Consider the following 18,773-nt stretch of genomic DNA (forward strand, 5'->3'; position numbering starts at 1 on the left):
AACTGAATTATGAACGTATTTCTAGATGGACAGTTACCTTTCTGGCAGTTTTTCCATCAGATTGAACAGCAGTTAAGCTACGAACGCTGGATTGATAAATATAAGCACTTTTTAGAGCTTCTGCTAGATCCACATATCTGTTATGATAATGAGGGTGATTCTTTACTCTCAGCCTGTAAAATATTGTATTTACAGGATATAAAAGACGAAGACCGATTTACTCAGCTCTTCAGAACGGCCTGGCTCGAGGAAAAGAGCAAATGGGAAACGTTTTTCAAAACAATAGAACAGGAAACTGAAAAAAAGCCTGAAGAAAAGAGTAATTTACCAGCAGAGCTGCAACAGCCCTCCTCTGAAGACAGCCCTCCATCTAACGAATCCGAAGACATAAAAAAAGAAGAAAAGAAAGACCCCGCTGTACAACAGGAAAGTAAAAATGAAGAAAAGATCATTGAAGAAAAAGAAAACTATTACTTTACCCCAAGCATCAGCTTTGACAGTCTGATTAAAGATGAAGAATCCCCGCAGGATACCACCGGTATCCCTCTGTATAATTTTCAGGATGAATATTTACCCATCAACCGGCGTGAGATGATCAAAGGGTGGCAGTACCTGAGAAGACACGAAAAAGGAAAACTGACCAATGAAATAGACATCTACTCTACCGTTAAAAAAATCGCGAGAGAAAACATCTTCACCGAGCCGGAATACCTGCACGGATTACGCAACCGCGAAGATGCCATTATTTTCTTTGTAGATTGTAACGGCTCTATGATGCCGTTTCATGAGCTTAGCCGCAGACTGGTAAAAAGTGCCCGAACTTCCGGAGGTCATAAAAACGCACCGGTTTATTACTTCCAGAACGCACCTACAGATTATGTATTTAAAGAATTTCAACTGACATCACCGGTTAAAATCGCACAGGCGCTTTCAAAGACCAATTACAACTTCAGTATTGCAGTGGTCATCAGCGATGTTGGTTTTGCAAGAGGATACGGAGCTCCCGAAAGGCACAAAATAAGATGGCAGCAGCTACAGCCCTTCCTTAAACAGCTGAATGAAAACTGTGCCCATATACTCTGGCTCAACCCTGTCCCGGAAAACAGATGGCACGAAGAAACAGCACAAAACCTGAAAAAAGAAGTGCTTAAAATGGCTTCAATATTTGATGCAGGAATGAATCCGTTTCAGACGATCACAAGGACCTTATTAAAGTACCAAAACAAAACCTAATAAAATGGCAGTTTTACCTGACAATTTCCCGATAGATGATCTGAGTACTATTGAACGTATTCAGCTGGAATGGTTTTACTCCAAATTTACAGAAGAGTACTACAGTGACTATTTTTTTGGCCATATGATGCTGGCTGCCTATGCCTCGGTTCCCGCTTACCTTACCCCGGACCTGCTTTCCAAGCTGTGGCAGAACTTTGGAGAATATACCTGGAATGAAGAGAAAAAATTTATCCACAGAATGGCGATCTCTGATATTTTACTCGCCCCTTTCTGCACCCAGATAAGCTACGAAGTATACCAGATGGATTCTGATACAAGACTCCGTTTTTTAAAATGGATGAACAGTGATGATAAACTATGGACTTTACGAAAACCCTTCAGCATAGCTGATATCGCCAGATTTGTAGAGCAATATCATAATAATCCCAATGATATTATTACCAGAGAAGGCAGCAGGTATCTGGAAATACAGAAATCGGAGGCTCAAATGTATTACGACCCTAAAAGTGTGGTTAATAGCTATCTGAAACAGCTTAAGGAATTACACGAGAATAAAGATAAAAATGAGAATGAAAAAAATAACGAAATTGTAAACCTGCTGGAAGCCATTGAGCAGGCCAAACAAAAAGAAGATTATGTAAATCATCATGATAAAAATAAAGCCATATTCGGTTCTCTGTTTAAAAATGAAGAACTCAGCTTATGGAAGCATTCACTATTGCAGAATGTACATACACTGGGAAATATTATCGCCAATAACAATATTCCTGATTCTCTGCTTTCAAAAAGTGCAGAAAGAAAAGAAAATTCTATAGCCATCACTGTTGAAAAAAAACAGACAACTCTGGTTTCAAAATTTGAAAGTGCACTTCCATCAAGAAAAATCGCCCTAATAATAGCAGATAGTGATACTGATATTACCCAAATAAGAAAGATATTAGAAGCATCAGAAGAATGGAGTCAATATATCATTGAGGTAACAAAACCCATTTCATCAAAAGAGGAAAACTCTTTAAATGCGAAATATAAGATCACAGAAAAAGATCATTTGTTACTATATATTCATGCAAAAAATACCCGAATGAATGAGAACCACTGCTATTTCCAAATCTATAAAGAAACATGGATAAGTGACTCTAATATCAGTGTCATTGCGTCTGAAATGAACCCTCTGTCATTTACATTAATACTGGACGGAGCTCTTACAGCCACTCCGTTTTGGACAGATACTACCAAAACAGGATACGCTCTGTTTGCTTTTGAGCAGGATAATCTGACTGTTTCCGAACCGAATACTACAAATTGTGCAGAGCTTATCAAAAAGCTGATCAACGACAATCACAAGGAATCCATCAGAAGTGTGTTTGTAAAAACAGTTTTCACCAACGAAAACAGCAACCTTCCCAACTGGATTCAAAACAAGCAAATTATCATGATGAGTAACCGGGAAACCTATTTTTCCCCTTTAGGAAAAGCATCCGATGAAGTGGTGAAGGCACAGCATCTGTTGAGGCTTTCCGGTAAAACTAACATGAGGGAATCCCAATGGCAGGATCGGGAAACGGATTATGCACTAAAGAAAATAGCCGCAGAATTCAAAATAAATCCAAATGTCTACGAAGTTCTGCCGGTTTTACAAGACTTACATAAAAAGAATATCCAACATCAGAAACCTCTGTTTATATTTATTTTTTCAGATCCGGAAAAGATGTTAACCAATCTAGACAGGGAAGCTAGGTCTATCAGAAGTTATTTGCTTAACAGTGAAATTGGCTTGTACAATGAAGTCCGTTTTTTCAAAAACAGAGAGTTAAAAGAAATTGAAGCCTTCATACTGCATCCGGATAACAGAAACCGCGTACAATGGGTTTACTATTCAGGATTTGATACGCGGGGAGCTCCCAATATCAACGGAAAAGTAATAGATCTTATGGTATGGCAGCACTGGCTGGAGTTTCAGAACCGGCTGGAAATGGTCATATTAAATACCTGCAACAGTAAAAATCTTGCCCGGCAATTGACACAAATAGGCGTAAAAGCAGCAATAGGCAGCAATGCAATGGTCATGGATAACGTAGGTGCTGATTTCGGAATTGATATGATGAAGAGCATAACCCAGGATAAATATTTCTTCCAAATAAAAAACTTAATAAAACAGTAATTTTTTATGGAACAGAACATATATTCAGATTTCATGATGTTCAGGGCATCATGGAGCGATGATCATAATGACATACCGGAAAGCTGGTACCAGCAGCGTGAAGATATTAAACCTAAGCTTCACTGTATATACGGGTACAGCCCCCTCAGTAATCTGGCGCCCGGAAATATCTCAGCATTTCAAAATATGATGACCGGACCTCTTAAAAATCACCTTTCCGGTTTCACGGTTATTTCACATTCGCTAAATGATACAACGACACCTGAAGAACTCCCCCATCTGAATTCGGAAGACTGCTGTGTTATTTTTTTCAGCGGTGAAGCCAGGCAGGATAAAAAAGGAAATACAATTCCTTATCTGGGAAATGTACAGAAGGAATACCAACAGGTCTTTGAGAAGTATATTACCACCTCAGAAGGACACTTCTTTATTATTATTGATGTTCACAGGATTCAGCCTGTAGAAAATGATATTCAGCCTCTTCAGTTTTCATATGCTCAAAAGCTGGTTGTTTTGCAGAGCTACAGTAATAACGGTTCTCACAACTACTTTTTCAACCTGCTTTTGGAAACCATTAAGCAGACTGGAGGCAATATCAGGTATTCAGATCTCATTACAAGACTACACCTCAGGTATTATCATGATAACAGAAAGTTTTTTCCTGAAATGTATGGCCATCAGAAAGAGGCCATTAAAACATGGTTGTTTTCAGGACTTGTTCCCTACAAAAAAGCAGAGCAGGTTTATTATAATGACAACATCGGATCCTGGGTTATAGGAGCTGGACTTCAGGATGGGATCACGCCGTCATTAGAGTTTATGAATACTTTAATCAAGCTGGAAGATGAGAGAATTTACAGGTTAAATGAAGTGAGAGATACCTACAGTGTTGTTGATGGATTCTATGAAGAAGATAAAGAAAACATTTTCAATGCAGAGTTTTTACAGATGGCCCTTTCTAAAATAAAAATAGGTTTTGGTGAAGATCTCAAAGGTGAAATGAAAGATAGTTTTATAAGAACAACCCAAAATTTTGGTTTATACTTCATTGATTTAGTTGAAGATCCCAAGGATGCTGCATTTTTGATTAAAAACAGGGAGAATAGATACTTTTTGACACGGCGAACCAACGAAGCCGAAGAACAGGAGTATTCCATGTTCTTTCATCAGCCGGATATTTATGAATTTATCAAGGAAATAGAATATATTGCTCAATGGAACGCGGTGATTGACCTGGATAATCCTCAGAATAAAATACCATCGGACGATTATGAGATTGTATTTGAAAGCATTGAGGGACAAGATATTACTCAGGAAAATATAGATGAAATATTCGGACAAATCCATATTGACCCGAAAAATATAGTGTTAAAATACAGAAATGAAAAAGTCCCGACTTTCAGATGTCATCTGGAAATGAAAAATAATGATCTTGATAAACAATATTATGTAAGCTTTCTATACATGAGCGGATCTTATGGTATTCAAAACTTCAACGCGGGCAATAACGGCTTGCTTACGGCCTCTGGAAAAGTAGCCGTAAATATTCCCGGACCCGGCATTGTCTGGACATTCATTCAGGAAGAATATACTAATAATAAGATCAATGAATTACAGGATTTCCTTCTTGTTTTTATTTCCAAAGAACCTATTGCGCTCAATCCATTAGAACAGGAACAGCTCAGATTCAGAACAGAAACATCAAGATCCCTGAGTTTTGATGAAAGAACATCCAAGCAGACCTTCTCACTACCAAGAACAGACTGGACCGTAAAAAAGATCCCAATCAGAATTCTGTACGATTACAGAACATTTAAAGAAACTGTGCTTCAGACCATAAAAAGCCGTGAAATACTTGTTCCCAATGATCTTCAAAAAAAACGCTGGGGCGGGCAGCCTATGAATAACGGTTTCGTTCTTTCAGCAGAGGTAAAAGAGAAAACATTATCTCTTATTGGCCTATATGAAGTGATTTTACAGGTTACCCATACTACGAAAAAAATTCCGGACAACAACAGAGTAGCGATTCTGTTGCATGACACTTTTGCTGATTCTTTACGCTTTCTCAAATTTAAAGACGGTAAAGCAACAGTAAACATTACAGCTTACGAAGATTTTACAGCCGCTGCCATTTTATATGACGGCACTGAACTGGAACTGGATTTAAGCGAAATCCCCGGACTGCCCAGAAAGTTTTATGCCTATCAGCCCACAAAAACCTTTAAAAAAATAGTAAAAAATCTCCTGCATAGTGAAATAAAATACCCGGATGACCTTCAAAAAGACAGATGGGGAGGAAGTTCAGCCAGTAATAACTGGCAGCTTTCGGCGGAAGTAAAAACAGAGAACGATTCTCATAGAATTATATTAACCGTACAAAACACTCAGGAAAACTCTGAAAAAGAAGTCGCTTTCCTCCTGCATGACAGTTTTGAAGAAAAGCAAACCATGTTTGCAAAAACATTAAACGGAACTTCCCGATGCAGCTTTAAAAGCTATGAAGCATTTACGGTAGGGATTTATATTGAAGATGGAACAAAACTAGAGCTAGATCTCAATAGACAACAAGGTTTTCCTGAATCTTTTTATTATAAACTTTAGAAAGACTTGAAGGTATGAGATGAACAAAGAAAATTATGCAAATCATAAAATATAACTGTTTATCATTACTATTTTTTAGAAGTGTCTCACTAGCTGATTAAATTATAATGAATTGATATGCTTATAAGTAATAAAAAAACAAAAATATATTTTAGTCCTTTTAATTCAAAAATTTTATTTTAATCGTTTTGTGAGATTTGTTTATTCATACAATTAAGTCTTCTCTTTTATTTACAGTTTCTCAAAAAATAAAGGAATTTAAAATAAATTGCAACAATATTTTTAATATTTTTTTAATAAAAATGAAACTTGTAATTCTTGCTTAATTTGGTTTAAACGAACTAAATCATCTATAAAAGTGTTTGAAGATACGATCGTCTTGGTCACCAAAAAGCCAAAAGGCGCCAACTAAAGACAGTTGACGCCATTTTTTTAATAACAGTTCTTAATAGAGTTTTAATCTTGAAAGTTCTGTTAAGAAAAATGATTCTATTTAAATCTCAAATTCAGTGAAATAATAGCAGGCTTCATTCCCACGGATTTCGTGTAATGTCCGTATCTGATTTCCAGCATATTCAGCCTTTAGCCCACAAATAAACCGTTCTTCGGACTGATTCTGATTCCTGCTCCGTAAAAATTTCAAAAGCCATTGAAGCTGATATCTCAGAACAAAAAGTTCCTGTTGTAATTGTTTTAACTGGATTACCCACGAATTTTTACGATATGGTCTTCAGAATGTATTCTTTCGCCACCCGATTTTACAGTTTCACCTGTTTATTGCATTATTACTTTCAATATTTTACTTTCTTTGTAAAAATGATTAAGAGCGAGAGAAAAATATACCTGTATAGTGCCTTGCTGATTACACTGGTCGTCAATTCAGCAAAACTGATGGCACTTAATAGTGATGGGATTATTGCCCGTTACTGGCAGTTCAATATTTGGGAGTATGGTTTTCAGTTTATCTACAATTTGATGTTCTGTCTCGTCTTATTTTATCTTAATCTTTCTGATGGTAAATTTTTTAGTGGGTTTAGAGAAAACAAAGAATATTGGAAAATTTACATATTCAATATTGCAGTGGTTGTAACAGCTATTATATTGGGAAGCCTGATCCATTCTGTGTGGTTTGGAGTTCTCCAGTTTCCTGGAGGCAGAATAAGGGGATATTTTGCCCGGTTTTTGCTCAGCAGTATCATGACTGCCGTAATGATCCGTCTTATTCTTCTGATGCGCGAAAGCAGAAATAAAGATCTTATTAACGAGCAGCTCAATTCTGCTTATCTTACAGCACAACTGCAGCTGCTTCAGGAACAATTAAACCCACATTTTCTGTTCAATACGCTGAGCAGTCTTTCTGCCATTGTAAGAGAAAATCCGCCTTTAGCCCAAAACTATATTCAACATCTTTCCAAAATATTCAGATATACTCTGCTCCGTTCAGGAAATGATTTGGTAACTCTTGAGAAAGAGCTTGATTACTTGAATTCTTATATCCAACTCATAAAAATGCGGTTGGAAAACACCTGTCAGATTCAAATCAATCTCAGCAAAAACATTTTGAGTAAAGAACTACTTCATTTATCACTGCAACCTCTGGTGGAAAATGCTGTTAAACATAACAAAGCTACAGTTTCATCTCCTTTAATCGTAGAAATTTATGACGAAGATAAATGGCTTATCATCCGAAATAATCTTCAACCTACTATTAGTGAAACAGAAGGAACCGGACTTGGTCTTGTCAATCTTAATGAAAGATATAAATTACAGTTTCATAAGGAAATAGAAATCCTTCAAACGGAGCAATATTTCACAGTAAAACTTCCTTTATTATGACACAGAATTTACATATCGTAATTATTGAAGATGAAGCTGCTACTGCAAGAAATCTGGAATATATCCTACAGGAAATCGATCCTGGGATTGAGATTATTATAACATTACAAAGCGTCGCTGAAGCAATAGACTGGTTCGAAACAAACGATAATATTTATGATGTGATATTTTCAGATATACGCCTTTCAGATGGATTATCATTTGAAATCTTCAGCAAAACGAAAATATTAAAACCTGTTATTTTTGTAACCGCCTATAATGATTATGCTATCGAGGCTTTTCGGAACAATGGTGTTGATTATGTTTTAAAACCTTTTGACAGGGAAGAAATACTGCGGACTTTACTTAAATATAATACTCTTATTGCTTCCGATGTAAACAACGAACTGTCTAAAACAAAGTCTTTGCTGCACGAGCTTCAGTATGCCACAAAACAATATAAAAAATCATTCCTGATCCATTATTGCGGAAGACTTATTCCCGTGGAAGCAGCTAAAATCAATTGGTTTTACACAGCTAACGAAATAGTGTATGCATATCTTGCTGATGGCAGGCAATATGTTGTGGAATTTACACTGGAACAACTGGAACGTGAGCTTAATCCTTCCCTTTTTTTCAGGGCAAACCGCCAATTCATTATCAATAAAACTGCTGTAGACGCAGTAGAATATTTTTTTAACGGAAGACTGCTTGTGAAAGTACATCCGTTACCTCAGGAACAGATAATCGTAAGCAAAGCAAAAGCCATGGATTTTAGAAAGTGGCTGGATCAGTGATAATTTCACCCCTGGATTTAGCAGGTTCACCTTTTTTTATATTAAAGTAAATATCGGGTATTGCTACATTTGTTTCATTAAAAATTAAAATTCTCCAAGATGCGTTTAAAACAAAAAAAACAATGGCCGCTTGTTGTAATGGCATTTCTATGGATGACATTTACAAATGTATCGGCACAGGCAAAAAAATTAAAGGACACTACTCCGGAACAGCGTGCCAAGATGCAGACGGAATGGATAACAACTAAACTGTCTTTGAATACGTCACAAATCCAGAAAGTTTCTGCGCTTAACCTTCAGTATGCCCAAAAGAATGAACCTATTATTCAGAGTAGCGAAAATAAACTCTCTAAATTCAAAAAACTGAAAGCTCTACAGAAAGAAAAATCTAATGCACTGAGCCAAATTCTGGATGCAGCACAATATCAGAAGTATCAGGAAATTAAAGATCAGATGATTCAAACTTTAAAAGAAAAAAGAAAATGAAAAAACTATTTTATCCATGGGTAATGATTTTGTTTATTACCACCTCAGCATGTTCTCAGAACACTAATGACACTGACGAAGCGGCTCCTATTCAGCCAAAGCTTGGCAGCAGTTTTCAGGGACCTATTCAGAAACCGATATCAGGATATGGTGCAGATGGCAATTATGAAGTGGCTGAAATTGATTTTAATAATCCACAATATGCAGGAACACAGGTTTCTATTTTCTATCCTAAAGGAATTACGTCTCCCAGACCTACGATATTCTTTTCACATCCGTTTGGTGGTGAAGACAAGGATTATAATATAGAACTCTATAACTTTATCGCAAAAAAGGGTTATGTTGTGGTATTTGTACCTTACCGTACTGTTGATATCAGTGTTGATCACCGTTACCAAACCCTATGGGAAGGCTTCATAAAAGCTGCAACAGATTATCCCAATATTATTGATACTCAGAAAGTAGGATTTATGGGGCATTCTTTCGGGGGTGGAGCAAGTATTGATCTTGCCTATAAAGCATTTACGGAAAAAGGTTGGGGACAAAACGGACGCTTTCTTTTCACCATGGCTCCGTGGTATTCTTTTAACTGGAACAGTACATTGACTACCCAACAGCAATTGCAGAGTTTTCCTTCTAACACCAAAATGATCACCCAGGTCTATGACGAAGATGATGTCAACGATCACAGAATGGCAATTGATATCTTTAAAAACATTAATATTTCTAATGCTGAAAAAGATTTCATTTATATTAAATCATCTACTGTTAACGGATACAATTATGTAACAGATCACGCAATGCCAAGCTCCCGAAAAGTATTTGATGCATTGGATTATTATGGTGTATATCGTCTTTTAGATGCCATGATGGATTACAGCTTCAACGGTAATACGAGTGCCAAAAATGTGGCTTTAGGTAATGGTTCTGCTGCACAAGTTACCATGCCTTCCTATAGCGGACAGTCGATGGCTCCGCTGGAAGTTACAGATAATCCTACTCCTAAATATCTGCAAATCAAATATCAGTTTCCATGTGGAAGCAGTACGAACCCTAGAATTTCTTACTGTAACTAGTATGAAAAACAGCTTTCTTTGAAAAAAACACATTTAAAATAATAATTAAAAGGCTTTCCCGCTATGTGGAAGGTCTTTTTTAATTATCAAAAACTACTTATTTCAGGAGGTACAAAATAATCAATTAATAGTATATTGTGTTCAAAAACAATTAACAATATCTGTCAAAAATCAGGTTGAAAACCCAACAAAAAAGATCAAAAATTCTTTGGCCTTTTAGGTCCCGGGTTGACAACAGGAGATGCTGATGATGCCTCCTCAGGCATTGTATCTATTCTCAGACAGGAGCTCAGTTTGGTTATAACCAATGATGGACAGCCCTCTAATGCTACCGTTTATGACTGCCGTGAAGGAAAAAAATGATAATGCCATACATATTCATTCAAAATATTAAAAGACTTTATAGCAAGATAATCTGGAATTACAAAACCTAGCTTTTTAACCCTTTTATTGAATAGTAAATTTTATCAATGATATGCAGATACCTCTTCCAATTTTAGATTTAAGTTTAGAAAGCTCAAAAATTAAATTGTAAGAATTTTAATTAAAAAAATACCGATAAAAATGAGCTGTATAATTCCTGTTTAATTTTGCGCAATCGAACTAAATCATCTATAAAAGTGTTTGAAGATGCACTCTTTAGGTCATTTAAGGAGACGACTATTTGATGAAACAATATGTTCCTTACTATTATCATCTGTATAATAGAGCTTCAGAAGACCGGACAATACAAAGTATATATATTTTACGTTTTCACCTTCCTTAAAAATACAATTGAACTTTTATATTCTTTACAAATAAAGCTCTCCTATAAATGCAAATTCCTCTTCTGTAATTGCTACGATGTTCTCTATATGCACTTTTAACAAATTATGCTTATTATCCATTGAATTTAAGTAGACCGCTGTGCATTGCTAGGATCTTAAACTCTTTATCGGTTTAAATCAAATATACAGCTTTATAATAATGACTTTAACACCTTCCTATCCTAAATTGAGCGTAAGCATTAAAGTTAGATAAATATAATGCAACAACCATATACACGTAAGACAATAGCTGTTAGACTGTTAGCGTTTAAGTAACTGTAACAATTAATTGAATTGACCTCTATATTGCTGTGGACTTTGATTTGTTTTTAATTTAAATAATCTGCTGAAGGATTGGGGCTGTTCAAAACCTAATTCAAACGCAATTTCGGAAATACTGAGAGCTGTAGTAGATAACTTATTTTTAGCAAGGTAAATCATTTTATCATGAATAATCTGTTGAGTGTTTTGCCCTGTAAGATTTCTTAACAGATCGCTTAAATAGCTTGCTGACATATGTAGCTGATCAGCTAAATAATTAACAGTTGGAACTCCGGAATTCAGCACCTTATCGCTATTAAAATAGTCCTCCAATAATTGATCGATACGATCGGTAAGACTGGGATAGTTTTGTTTTCTGGTAAGAAACTGCCTGTTATAAAAACGTTGTGCATAGTTCAGCAATAGTTCGATTTGAGATATGATCACATTATGGCTCATGTCGTCTATACGATTTTCAAGCTCTTCTTCTATATCTCTGAATAACGAAAGAATGGTTTCTTTTTCTTTAGCCGAAAGGTGCAGCGCTTCATTGGTAGCATAAGAGAAAAAATGATACTGATGGATCTTTTGTGCCAATGGGTATTGTAGTAAAAAATCAGGATCTACAAGTAGTGTGATCTGCGGACTAAGTATTTTCTGTTCCGCAGTTTTCTCTTTATCGTTCTCTTCTATTGAAGAAAGAATTTGCTGTGGAGCTACAAAAAACAAACCTCCCTCTTTAAAATCAAATTTAGTCTGCCCATACATTAACTCTCCTCCGGCATCCGGTTTAAAGGCTATTTTATAATAATTCAGTACGTGTGATTTATTAGGGGCACGACCTTTCAGTGGTTTGTCTACACCGTTTAACAAAACAATTAAAGGGTGCTTTGGGGGTGGAAAACCAGAGGCCTCCATTACGTCAGCCAGCGTATTGAATCTTTTTACGGGATGATTCGATTTTTTTGAAGCCATGTGATAAAAATTCTAGATTACAAGTTAAGCAATATTCGCTTTTCCTCACTAAAAAGAAAAGCGAATAAAAGCATATCAAAAAACATCATAGATGGATTAACCTTGGGCTGCTTCTGAAACAGTTTTCCAGATTTCCCATTCCTGAAGGCGTTCAGCATAGATTTGTTGGATATGTGGCCAATCGTTTTTACCCAGAAGTAATCTCAACGGCGGATTTTCTGCATCAACTACAGCAAATATGGCCTCGGGAGTAGCAATAGGATTTCCTCGTTCCAGTTTTTGTAAATTTTCCATCAGGCTGCTTTTCAAATCATCATAATCCGCTAGCCTTTTGCTGGCTATTTTTAACGATTCGGCACTGCCAAATTCAGTATTATAAGCCCCCGGTTCAATCAGCGTTACTTTGATGCCAAATCCTGCAACTTCTTTAGATAAACTATCATAAATGGCTTCAAACGCAAATTTTGAAGAACAATAATATCCGATTAGAGGATTACTGTAAATGCCAACAGCGCTGGATGTCCCCAAAACATGGCCGTAACCTTGGGCCCGAAGTATAGGTAATGCTGCCTGAATCACATGGATAGGCCCTATAATATTGGTCTCGTACATGGCTTTTACCTCATCGGTGCTGCTCTCTTCTACGGTTCCCACCAAAGAATATCCGGCATTATTAAATACAATATCTAATCTTCCAAAATATTCGTTAGCCTTGCTAATAGCGTTTTGCACCTGTGAGGCATTGGTTACATCGACTTCAAGAATCAGGACCTGATCGCCATACGTTTCTTTTAAGGCTGCAATGCTATTGATATTACGTGCTGTAGCAGCCACCTTGTCTCCGCGTTTCAAAGCGGCTTCTGTCCATATTTTTCCAAATCCTCTTGAAGATCCCGTAATGAACCAAACTTTTTCTTTCTGTCTATTTTCCATTTTTTAATTGTATTACTATGAATGCAAAGTTGCTCCTAATCAGATACACTTACGTTGCCAGAATGAGGATTATCCTAACCAAAACAAAGAAAAAATCACCTGCCCTTTTGAACAAAGTTAATTAGGCCTTTTGAACAAAACAGAACAGGTTAAGCTTCTCTAATTTTGTCTCAGTAATAACAATTAAACGTATTCAAAATGGAAAAGAATAATTATCAGGGAGCTCAACAACAGCCAATCGGTTCAGGCTTCAATGCATTTTCAACAGCCAATGATGTCATTCAAAACATCAATCTCACCGGGAAAGTGGCTATTGTCACAGGCGGTAATACAGGAATCGGGCTGGAAACCACAAAAGTTCTCGCCTCAGCCGGAGCTACAGTAATCGTACCCGCACGCGATATTGAAAAGGCAAAGAAAAATCTGGAAGGAATTGCCAATGTGGAAATTGCCACAATGGATTTAATGTCACCCACCTCTATTGATGCCTTCGCAGAAAACTTTATCTCGTCAGGAAGACCTTTGCATTTATTGATCAACAATGCAGGCATTATGTGGGTACCGCTTCGCAGAGATGTACGGGGTATAGAATCCCAGCTGGCGACCAATTATTTAGCTGCATTTCAGCTTACCTCCGGATTATGGCCAGCACTTAAAAAAGCCAATGGAGCACGGGTTATCAATGTTTCTTCCCACGGTCATCATTTTGCGTCTTTTAATTTTGATGACCCTAATTTCCTGCATAGAGAATATGAAACTTTACAGGGGTATGGACAATCCAAGACAGCCGTCAATCTTTTTTCGATGGAACTGGATGTACGGGGACAATCTTCCCATATCAGAAGCTATGCGGTTCACCCCGGTTCTATTGGCGGAACAGAATTAGGCAGGGAAGCTCCACTGGAACTATTTCAAAAAATGGGTTTCGTGGATGCAGATGGCAATATATTACCTGAAGTAGCGGCATCCTTAAAAACCATCCCACAAGGAGCTGCTACAACAGTTTGGTGTGCTGCCAGCCCTTTACTTGAGCATATTGGTGGAGTCTATTGTGAGGATGGGGACATCGCAGTACTCTCATCAGATATTACCGAGCAGAAAGGAGTAAATCCTTATTCACTGGATGAAAACAATGCCAAGAAACTATGGAAACTGACTGAAGAGATGACAGGCATCCGCTTCAATCCATAAATACTGATAATTCTCTGAATGTTTTTATGTAACTCAGTCCTAAAAAACAAAAAAATGAAAAATCTAAATGGTAAAATAGCCGTTATTACCGGTGGTAACAGCGGTATTGGCTATGCCACAGCCAAAAAGCTAAAAGAAAACGGCGCCCACATTATCATCACCGGAAGACGGAAAGAAGCTATTGAGAAAGCTGCTGATGAATTGAATGCAACACCAATGACTGCTGACCAGTCGAAATTAAATGATATAGAAAATCTAGTCAGTCAAATAAAGCAACAATTTGGAAAAGTTGATATCTTGCTTATCAACGCTGGTATTACAAAATTTTCCACCATTGAGCAGACAACAGAAAGTTTATTTGACGAAATCATGAATGTGAATTTCAAAGGAGCTTTTTTTACATTGAGTCGCTTTATTCCGTTACTTAATGATGGCGCTTCTGTCATTATGCTTTCTTCTACTTCTGCAACCATTTCGCCACAAAGCGCTTCTATATATGCAGCCAGTAAAGCTGCGATCAATGCAGTTGTAAAAATAGCGGCCCTTGAACTGGCTTCGAGAAAAATACGCATTAATGCTGTAAGTCCAGGCCCCATAGCGACAGAAATCATGGATAAAATCGGTTTGAATGAAGAATTGGAAAGTCATCTGATACAAAGCATTCCAATGGGAAGAATGGGAAAAGTAGAAGAAGTCGCTGATATGATCCATTATTTAACAAGTGAAAATGCAGGTTTTCTGACCGGAGCCAACTTTCTGGTGGATGGCGGACAATCTATTTAGAGAGGCAAGATAGCCATTTTGCTTCTCTTACCATGAACTTTTAAACAAAGTAAATAATGTTATTTCTTATCTTTACCTTATTGATTTCCTTCTTAAAAAAACAAAAATCATGGAATACCAAGCCCGATACATTACCGAAGATATAAAACTTTCAAGCTACGAAGACAAGTTTTTCAAATCGGACATTATGTTTGATGAGCATATGCTGGTCTGGTTTCTTTCAGGAGAAACCAAGATTGTACAGGCTGATGCTTCCTATATATTTGGAAAAGGGGATATTTTTCTAATTCCCAGAAATCAGTTAGCTACTATTATCAATTATCCTAAAGACGGTGAACCCCACAAAACAGTGGTCATGCATTTATCATTAGAAACATTAAAGAATTTTTATGCAGACAAGAACATAAATCCTCAACCCAAAAATTCACCGAAGATTTTTTGTTTCAATAATCACCCTCTGCTGGAAAGTTGCCTGGCATCGCTTATTCCCTATTTTGACATGAAGGACATCCCTGTGGATATTGCTTCCATTAAAATTACCGAAGCCATCAGTATTCTCAGAACCCTGAACCAAGAAATCGATCATGTGCTTGCCAATTTTGAAGAGCCCGGAAAAATCAATCTTGTAGACTATATGGAAAAGAATTTTATGTTCAATCTTCCGCTGGAAAAGTTTGGTTACCTCACGGGCAGAAGCCTTACAACATTTAAGCGGGATTTCAAAAAGGCTTTCACCATGACGCCACAACGGTGGTTAACACATAAACGTTTGGAGCTTGCTTATTACCAGATCACTGAAAAGAAAAAAAGGCCATTGGAAGTTTGCTATGAGGTAGGATTTGAAAACCTCTCCCATTTTTCATTTGCTTTCAAAAAGCAATTCGGTATTGCCCCGAGCTCTTTAGTTTCTTAAATTTTTATAGTTAAAAATCTTCTGTCAGTCAATTTCTATAGCTACATTTTACATTGTTGCCAGGTTAATGATTTGCAATATTCAGCCAATGAAAACAAATATTTTTTAAATAATTTTACAAATTGTTTTTACTTTTAAATATAGATATGGAAGATAAGCAGCTTCAACTGGAAAAAGGTGATTTTAAAATCCGGCAGCTTAAAGAAAATGAAGCACAGCTATATAAAGCTATGCGATTAGAGGCTATTAAGACTGAACCTGCAATGTTCAGAGTCAGCAATCCGCCCGAAGCTGAGCTCACAGATATTGAATGGGAACAACGAATTAAAAATCCCAGACTGGTTTACGGCCTATTTAAAAATAATCAGCCGATAGGCATGACAAGTATGCTTCTATTGAACCCTGAAGAAGCATATTTGGGACAATCATATATTAAGAAAGAATTTAGAGGCCAGGGACTTTCTTCACTCCTGTACCAGATAAGAATGCAGAGTGCCTGCCAGTTAGGATTAAGAAGATTGTCTGTTAGCCACCGTAAAAGCAATCTTGCTTCAAAAGCAGCAAACCAGCGCATGGGCTTTATTTTGACACATGAGGAGAGCATGAGCTGGCTTGATGGTACAACGGAGGATGTATTATATTATGTACTGGATCTATGAAATTTTAAAGAATTTATTAACTACAAAAGTCTATATTTTTTACAATTAGTATTAAGATCAGAATTTTAAAATTTACCACTGATTCTTGCTTTTTCTTTCATAATCCCAAAGTAGGAAGTGGTAAAGGCTGATAGACTTTTATAACCAATCATTAAAGCTATCTGACTTAAAGTATATTGTCCTGTATTGATTAGCTCAATACTTTTTAAAATACGGATCAGCTGTATATATTTTTGGACAGTAATGCCTGTTTCCCGTTTGAATATACGCTGAAGGCTTCTTATAGACATTAAGGATATATCAGCTAAGGTATCTATGCTTAGCTGTTCCATATAATTCTTATTAATATAATTACATACAGGGAGGAGCCTTGAATCAACTGGAATCGGGATTTGTAAACCTTTTTTCTCTGTACAGAAATGAGGAAGACTACTCAATAAAGCTTTTAAGAAATATCTCTGCTCTTCATTTTCATCCAATAGTTTATTCCATTTTGAAGCATATTGAAGCATTTCTTTCAAAACAGACGGTGCAGAAAAGACATGTACTTCATTATAAAAGTCATTGTCAAAAACTTCTTTGAATAAGATAACCATAAGGTTAACTGTGCCAGCTTCCGACTGAGTAAGATGTCTTTTACCTGAAGGAATCCAAATTAGATGATTTTGTGGAACAAGATAAATTTTATTCTCAATGTGAAAATACTGATATCCCTCTTCCACATAAGTCAGCTGATATCTTTGGTGAACATGATCATAGTCATCATGTGTCCAGTCTTTCTCATACCAGACATAAGCAGCAATTCCAATTTCATCATCAAATTCCCCTTGTCTTTTTTCTAATAATCCACATTTCATCCTGGCGTTTTATATAATAATTTTGGCAAATTTAATAAAAACATCGATTGTACATTTGTATTATCATAATTAAAATGAAAACATGTTTATTTTTACACAACCCTAACAATATCATTATTAAACACTTATTATTCTGTTCAGTAAAAAAAACATACAGAGCAGCCTGGGTGCATATTCAATACCAGGCAACTCAACTGTCGAAATTCAAGCTATCTTTGAGATAGAATAACATAAAAAAATAACATTATGAAAAAAGTTTTTGTTGCAGGAGCCACCGGATGGGCGGGTTCTGAAATTAGCAGATCAATTTTAAATAATAACGAAATAATATTAACTGGCGGACTTTCTTTATCTCAAGATGGGAAAAATCTGTCAGAGATTCTGTCATTAAAATCGGACAATAATATTCCATTGTTTAAATCTATAGAAGATGCAATAGAAAATGTAGAATTTGATATTCTTGTAGATTTTACCAAGCCGGAGATAGCAAAGCATAATATCCACACTGCTTTACAAAAAGGCAAAAAAGTCATCATTGGAACTTCAGGATTAACTGATAAAGATTATGAAGAAATCGAACGTATTGCCAATGAAAATGATACTTCTGTTCTTGCTGCAGGGAACTTTGCATTAACTGTTGTTTTATTGCAAAAGTTTGCTGAAATGGCAGCAAAATATATCCCCCACTATGAGATCATTGACTATGCGGATGCTAAAAAAATTGATGCCCCAAGCGGAACAGTGGCAGAACTGGCTTATCGTCTTTCTAAAGTTCAAAAGCCTAAACTATCCGTAGCAATAGATGATACCATAGGAAATAAAGAAACAAGAGGCGCAACAATAAACGGCATACAGGTTCATGCTGTTCGTCTGCCTGGCCACACTCTCGCTGTCGAAACCATCTTTGGACTCAAGGGAGAAAAATTAATACTGAGACATGATTCCGGAGAAAGTGCGGAGCCTTATGTAAAAGGAGTATTACTTGCCATCAAAAACATTGATACTTTCAAAGGTTTACGAAGAGGATTAGACTCAATAATGGAATTTTAACAGGAAAAACAAAAAGAAAATTTCCCGGGGAATAAAATTTCACTTGGACCTATTTCCTAATATACATTCGTTGAGATCACAAATAGCCAAAAGGCGCCAACTCTCTTTAGTCGGCGTCTTTTTTCCTTTTAATCGAAGGGTATGAACAGTTTCTAAATATTGGATTTTTTATC

The 18,773-nt window shown here is 36.5% G+C and carries 16 protein-coding genes; 12 read left to right on the top strand and 4 right to left on the bottom strand.

The features are described 5' to 3' along the window. Window positions 1–9 precede the first annotated feature (9 nt). The 7 genes from AC3FI7_RS08025 (at window position 10) to AC3FI7_RS08055 (ending at window position 10,172) form a co-directional block, all read left to right on the top strand. Entirely contained in the window at window positions 10–1,233 is a 1,224-nt protein-coding gene (locus AC3FI7_RS08025; RefSeq protein WP_491461783.1) for a hypothetical protein, read from the top strand. Between the two features lie 4 nt (window positions 1,234–1,237). Then, window positions 1,238–3,397 (top strand): hypothetical protein, encoded by a 2,160-nt coding sequence (locus AC3FI7_RS08030; protein WP_491461784.1) that lies wholly within the window; start codon window positions 1,238–1,240, stop codon window positions 3,395–3,397. Window positions 3,398–3,403: 6 nt separating this feature from the next. Next, the gene (locus tag AC3FI7_RS08035) at window positions 3,404–5,998 is read left to right on the top strand and encodes a pYEATS domain-containing protein (RefSeq protein ID WP_491461785.1); all 2,595 of its coding nucleotides are present in this window, start codon (window positions 3,404–3,406) and stop codon (window positions 5,996–5,998) included. Window positions 5,999–6,814: 816 nt separating this feature from the next. After that, the gene (locus tag AC3FI7_RS08040; RefSeq protein WP_491461786.1) at window positions 6,815–7,834 is read left to right on the top strand and encodes a sensor histidine kinase; all 1,020 of its coding nucleotides are present in this window, start codon (window positions 6,815–6,817) and stop codon (window positions 7,832–7,834) included. After that, on the top strand, window positions 7,831–8,610 hold the full coding sequence (locus tag AC3FI7_RS08045; protein ID WP_491461787.1) for a LytR/AlgR family response regulator transcription factor: 780 nt from the start codon (window positions 7,831–7,833) through the stop codon (window positions 8,608–8,610). Before AC3FI7_RS08040 ends, AC3FI7_RS08045 begins: the two co-directional genes overlap by 4 nt. Before the next feature lie 99 nt (window positions 8,611–8,709). After that, window positions 8,710–9,096 (top strand): DUF4890 domain-containing protein, encoded by a 387-nt coding sequence (locus AC3FI7_RS08050; RefSeq protein ID WP_491461788.1) that lies wholly within the window; start codon window positions 8,710–8,712, stop codon window positions 9,094–9,096. Further along, on the top strand, window positions 9,093–10,172 hold the full coding sequence (locus tag AC3FI7_RS08055; RefSeq protein ID WP_142724413.1) for an alpha/beta hydrolase: 1,080 nt from the start codon (window positions 9,093–9,095) through the stop codon (window positions 10,170–10,172). Before AC3FI7_RS08050 ends, AC3FI7_RS08055 begins: the two co-directional genes overlap by 4 nt. A gap of 644 nt (window positions 10,173–10,816) precedes the next feature. Here the strand turns inward: AC3FI7_RS08055 and AC3FI7_RS08060 are convergent. The 3 genes from AC3FI7_RS08060 to AC3FI7_RS08070 form a co-directional block, all read right to left on the bottom strand. Further along, window positions 10,817–10,900 (bottom strand): hypothetical protein, encoded by an 84-nt coding sequence (locus tag AC3FI7_RS08060; protein ID WP_491462089.1) that lies wholly within the window; start codon window positions 10,898–10,900, stop codon window positions 10,817–10,819. 363 nt (window positions 10,901–11,263) lie between these two features. After that, a complete protein-coding gene (locus tag AC3FI7_RS08065) occupies window positions 11,264–12,214 on the bottom strand; it encodes a helix-turn-helix domain-containing protein (protein ID WP_491461789.1) in 951 nt (316 codons plus the stop codon). 96 nt (window positions 12,215–12,310) lie between these two features. Next, window positions 12,311–13,147, bottom strand: coding sequence for an SDR family NAD(P)-dependent oxidoreductase (locus tag AC3FI7_RS08070; protein ID WP_343658917.1), 837 nt, complete (start codon window positions 13,145–13,147; stop codon window positions 12,311–12,313). A gap of 198 nt (window positions 13,148–13,345) precedes the next feature. On the opposite strand from AC3FI7_RS08070, the gene AC3FI7_RS08075 reads away from it, so the two are divergent. The 4 genes from AC3FI7_RS08075 to AC3FI7_RS08090 all read left to right on the top strand — a co-directional run bounded on the left by AC3FI7_RS08075 (window position 13,346) and on the right by AC3FI7_RS08090 (window position 16,693). Further along, the gene (locus AC3FI7_RS08075; protein ID WP_142724409.1) at window positions 13,346–14,338 is read left to right on the top strand and encodes an SDR family NAD(P)-dependent oxidoreductase; all 993 of its coding nucleotides are present in this window, start codon (window positions 13,346–13,348) and stop codon (window positions 14,336–14,338) included. A 54-nt stretch (window positions 14,339–14,392) separates the two neighbouring features. Beyond that, window positions 14,393–15,121 (top strand): SDR family NAD(P)-dependent oxidoreductase, encoded by a 729-nt coding sequence (locus tag AC3FI7_RS08080; protein WP_343658918.1) that lies wholly within the window; start codon window positions 14,393–14,395, stop codon window positions 15,119–15,121. Between the two features lie 109 nt (window positions 15,122–15,230). Beyond that, window positions 15,231–16,034 (top strand): helix-turn-helix domain-containing protein, encoded by an 804-nt coding sequence (locus AC3FI7_RS08085; RefSeq protein WP_142724407.1) that lies wholly within the window; start codon window positions 15,231–15,233, stop codon window positions 16,032–16,034. Window positions 16,035–16,180: 146 nt separating this feature from the next. Then, on the top strand, window positions 16,181–16,693 hold the full coding sequence (locus AC3FI7_RS08090; RefSeq protein ID WP_343658919.1) for a GNAT family N-acetyltransferase: 513 nt from the start codon (window positions 16,181–16,183) through the stop codon (window positions 16,691–16,693). Window positions 16,694–16,758: 65 nt separating this feature from the next. Here the strand turns inward: AC3FI7_RS08090 and AC3FI7_RS08095 are convergent, their stop codons facing one another. After that, window positions 16,759–17,550, bottom strand: coding sequence for an AraC family transcriptional regulator (locus tag AC3FI7_RS08095; RefSeq protein WP_343658920.1), 792 nt, complete (start codon window positions 17,548–17,550; stop codon window positions 16,759–16,761). A gap of 246 nt (window positions 17,551–17,796) precedes the next feature. Between AC3FI7_RS08095 and dapB the strand changes: the two genes are divergently transcribed. Continuing rightward, window positions 17,797–18,600 carry a 4-hydroxy-tetrahydrodipicolinate reductase gene (gene dapB, locus AC3FI7_RS08100; RefSeq protein WP_291896186.1) on the top strand — a complete coding sequence of 268 codons (804 nt, stop codon included), beginning with the start codon at window positions 17,797–17,799 and terminating at the stop codon, window positions 18,598–18,600. Window positions 18,601–18,773: the final 173 nt, after the last annotated feature.

This window comes from Chryseobacterium sp. TQ-BC-N36, from assembly GCF_058382295.1.